The sequence below is a fragment of the Paenibacillus sp. A14 genome (assembly GCF_036864815.1).
In the GTDB taxonomy this organism is placed as follows: domain Bacteria; phylum Bacillota; class Bacilli; order Paenibacillales; family Paenibacillaceae; genus Fontibacillus; species Fontibacillus sanfengchensis.
In genome coordinates this window covers 485,027-497,220 of sequence record NZ_JBAGJD010000003.1, presented here as the reverse complement: position 1 = coordinate 497,220, position 12,194 = coordinate 485,027, and the positions used below count along the sequence as shown (strand labels likewise).

Genomic DNA, 12,194 nt, shown 5'->3' with positions numbered 1-12,194 from the left:
GCAACTAATTGTTTGGTTCGAATTAAAGGGAATTCCTCCCGTTAATTTGGTGAATATGCGGCTGCAGAGGCGAATTAGCTGGAAAACCTCCCGTTAATTCGCCTGAAGTTGTGCATATCGGCAATCGGGCCGCGAAATAGATGGAGCTTTTCCAGCTAAATTCGGTCGAAAAGCCAAGAGCGGTACATTAACGGGAGATTTTCCCGTTATTGATGTAGACTCCGACGGTGGGGCTTTATATTAAATTTTGCGGATGTTAGCAACGTATCTCCTAGTTCAATCTATATAACTTGAATATAAAGGGCCACCTTTTGGTACTGGCCGGTTCATACATATAGGGCAAGTGATTAAGTACCTTACACGCCGCTATTTCGGTGGCTAGGCTCCTCATTCGCATAGGCGCGAATTTACCGGAGAAGAAGATTTACTTTGTTTTTATTTGAAATTATGTATATTCAAAAATAAACAATAACGATATAATCATAAACAAATAAAAATAAAAAGGAGGCGCAACGTAAGTCATGGTACAAAATCTCTGGCAATCCTCTCAAGCTCCAACCGAAAAAAACGGATTGGCCGAACTCGTATACCGCTCCAACCTGATCGGGACGGACCGGCGGGTCTGTAACTGGGGCGGCGGCAATACCTCCACGAAAACCCGGATCATCGACTTTCGGGGGCGGGAAGTAGAGGTCATGTACGTCAAAGGCAGCGGCTCCGACCTCGCAACGATGGGTCCCGGCCATTTTACGGGCCTAAGACTGGAGGATATCGCTCCGCTCTTCGAGAGAAGCGAAATGTCCGACGAGGAGATGGTGGCCTACCTGGCCCAGTGCATGATCGACAGCAAGCACCCGCGGGCTTCCATCGAGACGCTGCTGCACGCCTTTTTGCCTTTTCCGCATGTTGACCATACCCATCCCGACGCGATTATCAGTATCTGCTGCGCGGACAACGGCCGAGAGATCGCCCAAGAGATTTACGGCGACCGCTTCGTATGGGTACCTTATATTCGCCCGGGGTTCAAGCTGTCGAAAATGATCGCCGAAGGCGTACGGGCCAATCCGAAGGCGGAGCTGGTTCTGATGGAGAAGCACGGTTTGGTGACCTGGGGGGATACCTCCGAAACCTGCTATGCGCAAACGATCAAGATCATCAATGAAGCCGAAGCCTATATCGAGGCGCGGATCGATCCGAAGACGCTGTTCGGAGGCGAAAAATACGTCCCCCTGGCGGCGGACGACCGTCGCAGCCTAGCCGCTCAAGTGCTGCCGGCTTTACGGGGATTCGTCAGCGACGACCGCACCATGATCCTAACCTTCGATGACGAAGAGGATGTTCTCCAATTCGTCGGCGGCCGGGATGCCTTAGCGTTGTCGCAAGTCGGGGCCGCCTGCCCGGACCACCTCGTTCATACCAAGGTGAGGCCGTTGTTCATCGACTGGACCCCGAATGCGGAGGATGCAAGCGGCCTCCTAAGCAAAATCAAGGAAGGGGTCGGCCGTTACAAGGAACAATACAAAGCCTACTTCGAGCGGAACAAGGCTCCCGGCGATGTCATGTTCGAGCCGGCGCCGCGAGTGATCCTGATTCCCGGCCTCGGCATGATCAACACCGGAAAGAGCTGGGCGAATTCCAAAGTGAGCGGGGCGCTGTACCGTCGGGCGGTCGCGGTGATGCGGGGGGCCACGGCATTGGGCCGGTTCGTTTCCCTGAGCGAGAACGAGTCGTACAACGTGGAATACTGGCCACTGGAACTCTACAAGCTTTCCCTGGCTCCGCCGGAAGCGGAATTTTCCCGGCAAGTCGCCTTTATCACCGGCGGTGCCGGCGGAATCGGCAGTGAAACCGCCCGCCGTTTGGTATCCGAAGGAGCGCATGTCGTCCTGGCGGATTTGAACCTGGAAGGGGCGCGAAAGGTCGCGGACGACATCAACGCCAAATACGGGGAGATGCGCGCGCTGGCCCTCCGCATGGATGTGACCCGCGAAGAGGAGGTTCGGGCCGCTTTTCTCGAGACTTCGCTGAATTACGGAGGCGTGGATATTTTAGTCAACAACGCCGGATTGGCGACTTCAAGCCCGTTTGAGGAAACGTCGCTGAAGGAATGGAACCTCAACATGAACGTGCTCGGCACCGGGTATTTTCTCGTGGCGCGGGAGGCTTTCAAAACGATGAAGCAGCAGGCCCTGGGAGGGAGTATGGTGTTCGTCGGCTCGAAAAATTCGGTCTACGCCGGCAAGAACGCCTCCGCTTACAGCTCGGCTAAAGCGCTGGAAGCCCATCTGGCCCGCTGCATCGCGGCGGAAGGCGGGGAGTACGGCATCCGGGTTAACACCGTGCTGCCCGATGCGATCCTGCAAGGGTCGGCGATTTGGAACTCCGGCTGGCGCGAGGAGCGGGCGGCCGCCTACGGCATCGAGCCGGACCAGCTCGAGGAATATTACCGCAAGCGGACGACCTTGCAGGTCAACATTTATCCGCGGGATATCGCGGAAGGAATCGCCTTCTTCGCCTCTTCCAAAGCGGGCAAAACGACAGGCTGCATGCTGACGATCGACGGAGGGGTTCCGGCGGCGTTTACCCGTTAAGGCTTTGATGGGTTACGGCCGCATACGGTATAATTTATTTCATGATTGGAACAACGTACGTGGTTTCATCAAATCCGGATCGAAAAGAGGATGTCAGATGCTGGTTGCAGAGCGTTACGAAAAAATCGTTCAGCTTGTGAATGAAAGGGGAAGTATCCGGGTCACCGAGTTAAGCGAGCTTTGCTCCGTCACGGAGGAAACGATCCGAAGGGACCTGGATCGGCTGGAGCAGGCGGGACGGCTCAAAAGATCCCACGGCGGAGCGGTTAGCGTAAAAGAAGCCCAGCTCGAGGTCCCTTACTTCGAGAGAGAAGTAACCCGGTCGGAGGAGAAGAAACGCATCGCCGAGGAAGCGGTCAAGCTGGTCCGGCCGCATGACCGGATTTTGCTGGACGCCAGCACCTCCGCCTGGTATATGGCGAAAATCATGCCGGATCTCCCGATGACGGTCCTGACCAACTCCATCAAGGTTGTCACGGAACTGAGCACGAAGGAGAAGGTGGAGGTCATCTCCGTCGGCGGCCGGCTGTCCCCCCGTTCGCTGTCTTTTGTCGGGCCGCTCGCCGAAAAATCGCTGGAGTCCTTCCATGTCGACAAGCTGTTTTTCTCCTGCAAAGGGGTACACCTCGAACGCGGCATCAGCGAATCCGGCGAACTGCAGGCCCGGCTCAAGCAGCAGATGATGGGAATGGCGGATCAAAAAATTCTGCTGGCGGATTCCAGCAAGTTCGGCGTGCAGGCTTTTACGCAGGTGGCGGATTTTTCCAGTGTGGACACGGTGATCAGCGATTCCAGCCTGGCACCGGATGTCGTGGAATCCCTCGGCGCAGCCGGGCTTACCGTCAAGAGGGCCTGAGTCTAAAGAAAGGCAGATCATCGCAAACTTTTACATGGGATAGAGGGTGAACGGGTTGAAGGTGTCCATGTTCATTACTTGCGTCAGCGATGCGGTGTATCCCCGGGTCGGGGAAACGATGATGCGGCTGCTGGCCAGGTACGGGATCCTGCTGGACTTCCCCAAGCTGCAGACCTGCTGCGGGCAGCCGGCCTATAACAGCGGGTACTGGGCGGAAGCGAAGGCGGCCGCTAAGACGATTCTTGCCGCTTTTGAGGATAGCGACTTCGTCGTTTCCCCTTCCGGTTCCTGCACCTATATGGTTCACCATTACGAAGAGCTGTTCAAGGACGAGCCGGAGTGGCGTGAGAAAGTGCGGCAGCTCCAGCTTAAAACGTTTGAATTTACGCAATTTCTGGTCCAGGTGCTTGGCGTGACCGATGTAGGGGCCCGGTTTCCCCATAAAGTCACGTACCATCCCTCCTGTCATGGGAGCCGTTTGCTGGGTGTGAAAAACGAGCCGATGGAGCTGCTGAGTCACGTTAAGGATCTGGAGTTCGTTCCGCTCCCTTTTGCTGAGGACTGCTGCGGTTTCGGGGGCACTTTCGCCGTGAAAATGCCGGATATTTCCGGGGCCATGGTTACGGAGAAAGTCGATCATCTCAAGGAGACCGAGGCCGAGGTTCTGGTCGGGCTGGATATGGCCTGTCTGATGAACATCGCCGGTCACTTGCGTTACCGTAACGAGCCGGTTCGGGTGATGCACCTCGCGGAACTGCTCTATGAAGGGGTGAAGCTGGTATGAGTGCGACGGGCAAAGCGGAGAAAACGGTACAGGAGCGGGCCGGCCTCGCCTTGAACGACGATTTTTTGCGGAAGGCGGTCCGCTTTACGACGGAACGGCTTCGCAGCGGCAAGCGGAAAGCGGCCGAGGAACACGGGAATTGGGAGGCATGGCGGGAACGGGGCAGGCAGATCCGGCTGCATACGATCGCCCATCTGGATTACTATCTCGGCCTGTTTGCGGACCAGGCCCGGGAGAACGGCGCGCATGTCCATTTTGCCGATACATCTGAGGAAGCCGTTTCACTCGCTCTTGAAATCGCTTCCAGACATGCGGCGGCTTCAGCAGTGAAATCCAAGTCGATGGTGACGGAGGAAATTCACCTGAATCAGGCTCTGGAGACGGCCGGGATCGAGGCGGTCGAAACGGATTTGGGCGAGTATATTATTCAACGGGCCGGAGAAACGCCGTCTCATATCATTATTCCGGCGATTCACAAAAACCGTTATCAGATTGCGGACCTGTTGTCCGAGGACGCCGGCGAACGGCTCGCTCCCGAAACGACGATACTGGCGGGGTATGTCCGGAAAAAACTGCGCGAAAAATTTCTGGCCGCCGACATCGGCGTTACGGGCTGCAATTTTGCGATTGCGGAAACCGGCTCGATCGTCCTGTTCGAAAATGAGGGGAATGCCCGTATGGTCACCACCCTGCCGAAGACGCAAATCTCTTTTATGGGCATGGAGCGGATTATCCCCTCCTGGAGCGATCTCGAAGTGATGGCCACGCTGCTTCCCCGTTCCGCGACCGGTCAGAAACTGACGGTCTACATGTCGGGAATTACGGGGCCGAAACGCCCTGGCGACACGGACGGCCCGGAGGAGATGCATGTCATCATCCTCGAAAACGGCAGGTCCTTGCAGTTGGGCGATCCCGAATTCCAAGAGCTGCTGAACTGCATCCGGTGCGGGGCATGTTTGAACGCTTGTCCCGTGTACCGCCATATCGGGGGTCACGCCTACGGCGGTACCTACAGCGGGCCGATCGGGGCGGTGCTCACACCGGCACTGAAGAGGAACGTTGCGGACTGGGATGATATCGCGGGTGCTTCCAGCTTGTGCGGGGCATGCTACGAGGCCTGCCCGGTCAAGATCCCGCTGCATGTTATGCTCGTCTCGCTGCGGCGGAGAAAGGTCGAGCAGGGATACGGCAATGCGCTCGAGACGGCGGGAATGAAAGCTTTCGGCTCGCTGATGTCCCGCTCCAAACGCTACCACGGGGCTTTGAGACTGGGGAGGTTTGGACAGAAGTTGATCGTGCGGGACGGCGGCATTCGGCTGAAACTGGGGCCGCTGAAAGGCTGGAACCGCTACAGAGTGGCCCCAAGCTTGGCCGCCGAACCGTTCCGGGAACGTTATCCAACCTTGGAGGCCGAGCTGCGGCAAGGACTTCGGGAGCTGGTACCGGAAATCGAGGCGCGGATGCGGGAACGGATCCGCGGCCGGGAGAAAAGCGCAGGAGGTGAGGAACATGGCGGAAGGCCACCGGGAGTGGCTGGATCACCTGAATCAACGCTCGAGGGCTAAACAGGAGGAGTTTCTGGGCAAGATTGCCTCACGGCTGCAGCGTCCGCGTTTGACGGAAAAGCCGCGGCAGCCGTACCGGGGAGCTCCCGAATTTTGGAATCGTTACGAAGGTTCCGAGGACGATAACATTCAACTGTTTACGCGGAACTTTGAGGCGGCCGGGGGGGATGTGATTCGGGCGGACAGCTTGCAGGACGCCGGCCGGTTCATGACGGAGAAGGCGCTGGAGCTGAAGGCAAAGCGAATTCTCCGTCATGACCGGCCGGCATTGGCGGAGTTGGGCCTGGAATCGTCTCTGCCGGAGGCGGAAGTGCACGTGTGGAACCGGGGATCGTCCCGGGACTGGAAAGCCCGTGCGGCCGAAGCGGATATCGGCATCGTCCTGGCGGATTACGCGGTTGCCTACACCGGCTCCATCGCCGTGCTCTCCGGCCCCGAAAAAGGCCGCTCGGTCAGCCTTCTGCCGATGCTCCTCTTCACCGTCATCCCGGTTTCTTCGCTGGTCACCAGGCTTGGCGAGGTGCTGACGGAGTTCGACCGGGTCGGGCGGGAAGGCCTGCCGGCCGGCATTCATTTCATCTCGGGGCCGAGCCGTTCCGCCGATATCGAGAACGATCTCACGATCGGCGTGCATGGCCCGGGCGTGGTCTATGCCGTGTTGGTTTCCGGTTGACGCCGTGCCGAAAAATTACTAAACGGCGGTTCTCCGGGTCCGGAGGCCGCCGTTTCCATATCGCAACGCGGATCGTCATTCCACGCGGTAAGCTTTCATATATAAATCCATGATATCCTGTTCCGTCACCGGCTTCGGGTTCCCGCCCGTACAAACGTCTTGCATCGCTTGGCGGGCCAGCTTGCCGATATCGTCCGGATGGAAGCCCGTTTCCTTTAAAGGAGGAATACCCACATCCCTGGACAGCGCTTTCAAACCGTCCAGGGCCATCCGTGCCGCTTCGTGAACCGAAGGTGCCGAAGAGGTGTCCAGGTCCAACGCTTCGGCGATCTTGGCAAATTTCTTGGGGCGGGCATCGAGGTTGTATTCCATGACATAGGGGAGCAAGATCGCGTTGGCAACCCCATGCGGGAGATCGTATTCGGAACCGAGTTGATGGGCCATGCTGTGAACGATGCCGAGGCCGCAGTTGGAAAAAGCGAGGCCCGCGACATAAGAGCCCCACGCCATCTCGGAGCGGGCTTGCAGGTTGGACCCGTTCTTCACCGCTTCGCGTAGAGAACGCGAGATAAACCGGATCGCTTGTTCGGCCAAACTGTCGGTAAGTTCAAATGAGCCTGCGGCCACATAAGCCTCAATGGCGTGGGTGAGCGCATCCATCCCGGTTGCCGCGGTTAGGCCGGGCGGCTTGTTAAGCATCAGCTCCGGATCGTTAACGGCAACGGCGGCCAGGGAATTCGGGTCAACCATCACCATTTTGATTTTCCGCTCCTCGTCGGTGATGACGTAATTGATGGTGACCTCGGAGGCGGTTCCCGCTGTCGTATTAATCGCTATGATCGGCGCCGATTTGTGGGCTGATTTGTTGATGCCTTCATAATCGGTAATCTTGCCTCCATTGGTGGAGAGGATGCCGATCGCTTTGGCCGCATCCTGCGGCGAACCTCCGCCGACGGAAATGAGTCCGCCGCAGGCATGGTCCCGATAGACCTTCAGCCCGTCATAGACATTTTGCGTGGTCGGGTTCGGCTTCACGTCGGAGAAAATCACGTAGTCGATCTTTTCCGCATCCAGGATGTCGGTCACCTTCTTGACCACACCCAGCTGCAGGAGCGTTGGATCGGTAACGAGCAGGACTTTGGACTTTGTTATTTTTTTCACTTCTTGACCGATCTCTTGGATACAGCCGGGACCGATCAGGTTAATCGATGGCCAATACAATTTGCGGGCGGTTAGCATATAAACCACACTCCAATATGTTGTTTTGTTTTTGATTATAAAATCGATTTCAAAAATATTCAATCTAAAAACAAACATAAAAACATATAAACAAACATAATTTCGTTGACAATCGGAAGTTCAGCCATTAGGATGAAGGAAAATCGTTCACTTTATTTGACCATAAGGGGAAAAACCTATGTTAAATCATATCGCGGTGGATATCGGAGCCTCCAGTGGAAGGCTGGTGCATGGCGCTTTGATTGCCGGACAGTTGATTATCAGGGAGCTGCACCGGTTTGAAAACCGGTTTCATAGGGTTGAGGGCCATGATTATTGGGAGATCGATCATTTGTTTGCAGAGATTTTGGCCGGCCTCGTCAAAGCCAAGCAGGAGGGCATCGCCCACTGCACACTCGGCATCGATACCTGGGCTGTGGATTACGTCCTGCTTGACCGGGCGGGGGACCGGATTCACGAAGTGTATGCTTATCGGGATTCCCGGACAAACGGAGCGCCCGATGATTTTCACCGGGTGATCCCGCGTGAGGAGGTCTACCGCAAAACCGGGATCCAGGAGCTGTCGTTCAACACGATGTACCAGCTTTTTGTCCACGATTCCGAACAATTGAAGCGAACGGATTCGATTCTTCTCGTGCCGGATTATTTATATTTCCGCTTGACGGGAAGGAAGATCAACGAGCTGACGAATGCGTCCACCACGCAACTGCTGAATTTGCAGGATGGAGAGTTCGACGAAGAGCTGCTGGGCATTCTGGGGCTTGACCGGACGCAGTTTGCGGAGCTGACGGAGCCGGGGATAAGACTGGGACCTCTCCTCCCCGAATTGAAGGAAGCTTACGGCCTCCCGGAATGCGAGCTGATCGTGGTACCGACCCATGACACGGCTTCCGCGGTCGTCGGGGTCCCGGCGGCCCACGATCGGCCATGGGCGTTTCTGAGCAGCGGGACCTGGTCCCTGCTTGGGGCGGAGTTGACGGAGCCGCTAAACACCGAGTCCGCGCTGACATGCAATTATACGAATGAACGGGGAGCTTACAGAACTTATCGGTTCTTGACAAACATTATGGGGCTGTGGATGATCCAGGAAACCCGCAGGGTTTCGGGGATGGACTGCAGCTTTGCGGAGCTGGTGCAATGGGCTGAGGAGGCTCCTCCCTTCCAAAGCCTGGTTGCCTGTAATCATCAGAGGTTTTTAAACCCGGTCGATATGGTCGAGGAGATTCGCAGCTTTTGCGAGGAGACAGGGCAACCGGTGCCGCAGACGCTTGGAGAAGTGGCGAGATGTATCTTTGAAAGCCTTGCGCTTACGTACTGCGATTATATGAAGGAGCTTGAAAGGTTAACGGACAGCACGTTCAAAGTTCTTCATATCGTCGGGGGCGGAGCCAATAACGGGCTGCTCAATCAATGTACCGCGGATTTGATGGAAAAAACGGTGAGTGCCGGGCCTTCCGAATCCACGGCCATCGGCAATCTCGCCGTGCAAATGATCGCGTGCGGGCGCCTTGGCAATGTAAGGGAAGCGCGCGAAGCCATCGCCAAATCCTTTCCGGTTACCCGCTATGTGCCGCGTCCCGTCGAGAACCGGAAGCAGTTGCTGGAGCGGTGGGAACGGGTGAAAGCAAGCCCGGTGTTTTAGCGGCGGTTGGAAGGAACTTGAATCTCATGTGAAAAAGGAGAGAACCAGATGGATGCCAAAATCGTCGGAAATTACGAATATGCCAAAGATCTCTATAGCAAGCACGGGATTGATGTCGATGAGGTATTGAAAAAGCTTGCGGATATCAAAATTTCCTTGCACTGCTGGCAGGGGGATGATGTTCGCGGATTCCTTTTTCGGGATAAAGACTTAAGCGGCGGAATCGCGGTTACCGGCAGTTATCCCGGGCGTGCCGGGACTCCTGGCGAGCTTCGTCAGGACCTGGAAAAAGCGCTCTCGTTGATCCCGGGGAAACATAAAGTAAACCTGCATGCCATCTATGCGGACACCGACGAGAAGGTGGATTTGGATCGGCTTGAACCCAAGCATTTTCAAAGCTGGGTGGACTGGGCGCGGGAACAGGGGCTCGGTTTGGACTTCAATCCGACTTGTTTCTCGCATCCCAAGGCGGAGGACGGGTTTACGCTGAGCCATCCGGACCGGGAGATCCGCGATTTCTGGATCGCCCATTGCCAAGCCTCGCGCCGGATCGCGGCGCATTTCGGCAAGGAACTCGGCCAGACTTGCGTGACGAATTTCTGGATTCCGGACGGTTACAAGGACATCCCGGTGGACCGGCTGTCGCCGCGCAGAAGGCTGAAGGAATCCCTGGATGAGATTTTCCGGGAGGATATCGATCCCCGCTACAATATAGATGCGGTCGAAAGCAAACTGTTCGGGATTGGGTCGGAGAGTTATGTGGTGGGATCGCACGAGTTCTATATGGGATATGCCATGTCTGCGGGGAAAGCCCTTTGTCTGGATGCGGGGCATTTTCACCCGACTGAAGTGATCTCCAACAAAATTTCGTCCGTTCTGATGTTTGTGGACCAGCTTCTTCTGCACGTAAGCCGCCCGGTCCGGTGGGACAGCGACCATGTCGTCATTATGGACGACGAGCTTCTGGAGATCGCCCGGGAGCTGGTGCGGGGCGAGCTGTTGCCGAGAACCCACGTGGGCCTCGATTTCTTTGATGGCAGCATCAATCATGTGGCCGCGTGGGTCATCGGGACACGCAATACGATCAGGGCGCTCCTGCGGGCCATGCTGGAGCCGGTCGAGCAGTTGAAGGTAGCGGAACTGGACAAGGACTACACGACGCGGCTCGCTCTGACCGAAGAGTTTAAAGCGTATCCGTTCGGAGCGGTCTGGGATTACTACTGCGCTATGTCCGGGGTCCCCGTACGCGAGCAATGGCTTTCGGAGGTCAAGGCGTACGAGCGGGATGTTCTTTTGAAAAGGTAGGGAACAAGTCCAACGGCCGATATACGCAATTTCAGGCGAATTAGCGGGAGGTTTTCCAGCTTTTTGCCTCTGCAGCCGCGCAGGCATCAAATTAACGGAAGGAATTCCCGTTAAAAAATGGGCTGATAGTTTAACAATATAAACGAATTTTTATAAAGGGGATAGGATGGTCATGACAGCTTATGTCACGGAGTCGCAAAATTATATCGGGTCGGGGGAAGCGCCTTTTATCCGGGAAATGTCCGAGGTAACCTCCAATATGTGGAAGTACGGATGGGATGAGCGAAACGGAGGGAACGTCAGTTACTTGCTGGACGAGGCCGAGGTTGCCAAATACATCGATATTCACCGTGTGCTGCGGGTGATCCAGCCTTCTTTTCCGGTGCATGCTTTGGCCGGAAGGTACTTCATTGTGACGGGATCGGGCAAATACTTCAAAAATGTAAGCGATGATCCGGAAGTGAACCTGGGTGTCCTTCGCGTATCGGCGGACGGCGAGCGGTTGGAGCTGCTCTGGGGCTTCAAGGATGGAGCGGTGCCGACCAGCGAACTGGCCGCCCACTTCATGAGCCATATCGAGCGGCTTCAGGCGGACCCGGGCCATCGCGTAATCCTCCACACCCATGCGACGAATGTGATAGCGATGACCTTTATCCATGATCTTGACGAGAATGCTTTTACCAAAACGCTGTGGGAAATGTGCACGGAATGTCTCGTCGTCTTTCCCGACGGCGTCAGCATCGTGCCGTGGATCGTGCCGGGCACTACGGAGATCGGCCGCGCGACGGCGGAAAAAATGCGCACCAGCCGTGTGGTCATCTGGCCCCAGCACGGGATTTACGGCGCCGGCAACACGATGGATGAGGCCTTCGGCCTGATTGAGACGGTCGAGAAGGCGGCGCAGATTTACATGCTGATCGCTCCGCATGAAATCAAACAGCGGATTACGGAAACGCAGCTTTGGGACCTGGCCCGTGCGTTCGGAGTCACGCCGAAGCCCGGGGTGCTGGGGCAGGCAAAGTAGCCGTAAGCGCGAGATTCAGGCGCGTCGTCGGACGGCCGGACATGAATGAACCGGTCTAACGCACGATAACGCACGGGAATACAAGCAGGTCAGGGCACTATTTGTTCTCCGCGAATAACGCCTTTTTGGGGCGTTATTTTCCTTTTTTGGGAGGATGGTATTTCTCGGATTCGCTCGTTTGTCCGTAATCAGGGGGAGGTGGGAGCCGCCGAGTCAAAAAGATGCAAATCTGCAGGAATTTTCAGCGATTGAAAGGGCCATGCGAGAAATTGATGCAAATCTGCAGGAATTTATTGAGATTTTTTTGAAGGGGGAAGACTTTGCCCAAAAAACCTGCAGATTTGCAGGAATTATTAAATTCCGGCCGCACGGAGGAGAAAAGCCTGCAGATTTGCAGGAATTTGCCAGAGAGGAGGGAAGTTCGCGGTCACATTTTGAGATTTCAGCATCTAAGCGTTTGACATCAGCTTATTGAACGTAGTATTTTTTAATAACACTATAATTAAAAAACAAGA

The 12,194-nt window shown here is 55.9% G+C and carries 10 protein-coding genes; 9 read left to right on the top strand and 1 reads right to left on the bottom strand.

Annotation, left to right across the window (positions count from 1 at the left end; all coding sequences use genetic code 11):
- The first annotated feature begins 521 nt into the window (after positions 1 to 521).
- From V4U88_RS10300 to V4U88_RS10280, 5 genes are all read left to right on the top strand, one after another.
- Positions 522 to 2,591, top strand: a complete 2,070-nt coding sequence (locus V4U88_RS10300) for a bifunctional aldolase/short-chain dehydrogenase (protein WP_334073169.1) — start codon at positions 522 to 524, stop codon at positions 2,589 to 2,591.
- A gap of 97 nt (positions 2,592 to 2,688) precedes the next feature.
- Positions 2,689 to 3,447 carry a DeoR/GlpR family DNA-binding transcription regulator gene (locus tag V4U88_RS10295; protein WP_334073168.1) on the top strand — a complete coding sequence of 253 codons (759 nt, stop codon included), beginning with the start codon at positions 2,689 to 2,691 and terminating at the stop codon, positions 3,445 to 3,447.
- Between the two features lie 55 nt (positions 3,448 to 3,502).
- Positions 3,503 to 4,231 (top strand): (Fe-S)-binding protein, encoded by a 729-nt coding sequence (locus tag V4U88_RS10290; RefSeq protein ID WP_334073378.1) that lies wholly within the window; start codon positions 3,503 to 3,505, stop codon positions 4,229 to 4,231.
- Positions 4,228 to 5,796, top strand: a complete 1,569-nt coding sequence (locus tag V4U88_RS10285) for a LutB/LldF family L-lactate oxidation iron-sulfur protein (protein WP_334073167.1) — start codon at positions 4,228 to 4,230, stop codon at positions 5,794 to 5,796. Before V4U88_RS10290 ends, V4U88_RS10285 begins: the two co-directional genes overlap by 4 nt.
- The gene (locus V4U88_RS10280; protein WP_334073166.1) at positions 5,741 to 6,469 is read left to right on the top strand and encodes a LutC/YkgG family protein; all 729 of its coding nucleotides are present in this window, start codon (positions 5,741 to 5,743) and stop codon (positions 6,467 to 6,469) included. Before V4U88_RS10285 ends, V4U88_RS10280 begins: the two co-directional genes overlap by 56 nt.
- Positions 6,470 to 6,544: 75 nt before the next feature.
- On the opposite strand, the gene V4U88_RS10275 is transcribed toward V4U88_RS10280, so the two are convergent.
- Complete coding sequence (locus V4U88_RS10275; protein WP_334073165.1) at positions 6,545 to 7,708, bottom strand: iron-containing alcohol dehydrogenase; 1,164 nt, start codon at positions 7,706 to 7,708, stop codon at positions 6,545 to 6,547.
- Positions 7,709 to 7,886: 178 nt separating this feature from the next.
- Here V4U88_RS10275 and rhaB point away from each other — a divergent pair, with 178 nt between their 5' ends.
- The 4 genes from rhaB (at position 7,887) to V4U88_RS10255 (ending at position 12,154) form a co-directional block, all read left to right on the top strand.
- Complete coding sequence (gene rhaB / locus V4U88_RS10270; RefSeq protein ID WP_334073164.1) at positions 7,887 to 9,350, top strand: rhamnulokinase; 1,464 nt, start codon at positions 7,887 to 7,889, stop codon at positions 9,348 to 9,350.
- Between the two features lie 48 nt (positions 9,351 to 9,398).
- Complete coding sequence (rhaA, locus tag V4U88_RS10265; protein ID WP_334073163.1) at positions 9,399 to 10,655, top strand: L-rhamnose isomerase; 1,257 nt, start codon at positions 9,399 to 9,401, stop codon at positions 10,653 to 10,655.
- A gap of 172 nt (positions 10,656 to 10,827) precedes the next feature.
- Complete coding sequence (rhaD, locus tag V4U88_RS10260; protein ID WP_334073162.1) at positions 10,828 to 11,679, top strand: rhamnulose-1-phosphate aldolase; 852 nt, start codon at positions 10,828 to 10,830, stop codon at positions 11,677 to 11,679.
- A gap of 154 nt (positions 11,680 to 11,833) precedes the next feature.
- The gene (locus V4U88_RS10255) at positions 11,834 to 12,154 is read left to right on the top strand and encodes a hypothetical protein (protein WP_334073161.1); all 321 of its coding nucleotides are present in this window, start codon (positions 11,834 to 11,836) and stop codon (positions 12,152 to 12,154) included.
- Positions 12,155 to 12,194: the final 40 nt, after the last annotated feature.

What these genes read in the sequence shown, in the direction of transcription:
- V4U88_RS10300 (WP_334073169.1), top strand. Translation starts at nt 522, where the DNA reads ATGGTACAAAATCTCTGGCAATCCTCTCAAGCTCCAACCGAAAAAAAC.
- V4U88_RS10295 (WP_334073168.1), top strand. Translation starts at nt 2,689, where the DNA reads ATGCTGGTTGCAGAGCGTTACGAAAAAATCGTTCAGCTTGTGAATGAA.
- V4U88_RS10285 (WP_334073167.1), top strand. Translation starts at nt 4,228, where the DNA reads ATGAGTGCGACGGGCAAAGCGGAGAAAACGGTACAGGAGCGGGCCGGC.
- V4U88_RS10280 (WP_334073166.1), top strand. Translation starts at nt 5,741, where the DNA reads ATGGCGGAAGGCCACCGGGAGTGGCTGGATCACCTGAATCAACGCTCG.
- V4U88_RS10275 (WP_334073165.1), bottom strand. Translation starts at nt 7,708, where the DNA reads ATGCTAACCGCCCGCAAATTGTATTGGCCATCGATTAACCTGATCGGT.
- rhaB (WP_334073164.1), top strand. Translation starts at nt 7,887, where the DNA reads ATGTTAAATCATATCGCGGTGGATATCGGAGCCTCCAGTGGAAGGCTG.
- rhaA (WP_334073163.1), top strand. Translation starts at nt 9,399, where the DNA reads ATGGATGCCAAAATCGTCGGAAATTACGAATATGCCAAAGATCTCTAT.
- rhaD (WP_334073162.1), top strand. Translation starts at nt 10,828, where the DNA reads ATGACAGCTTATGTCACGGAGTCGCAAAATTATATCGGGTCGGGGGAA.
- V4U88_RS10255 (WP_334073161.1), top strand. Translation starts at nt 11,834, where the DNA reads ATGGTATTTCTCGGATTCGCTCGTTTGTCCGTAATCAGGGGGAGGTGG.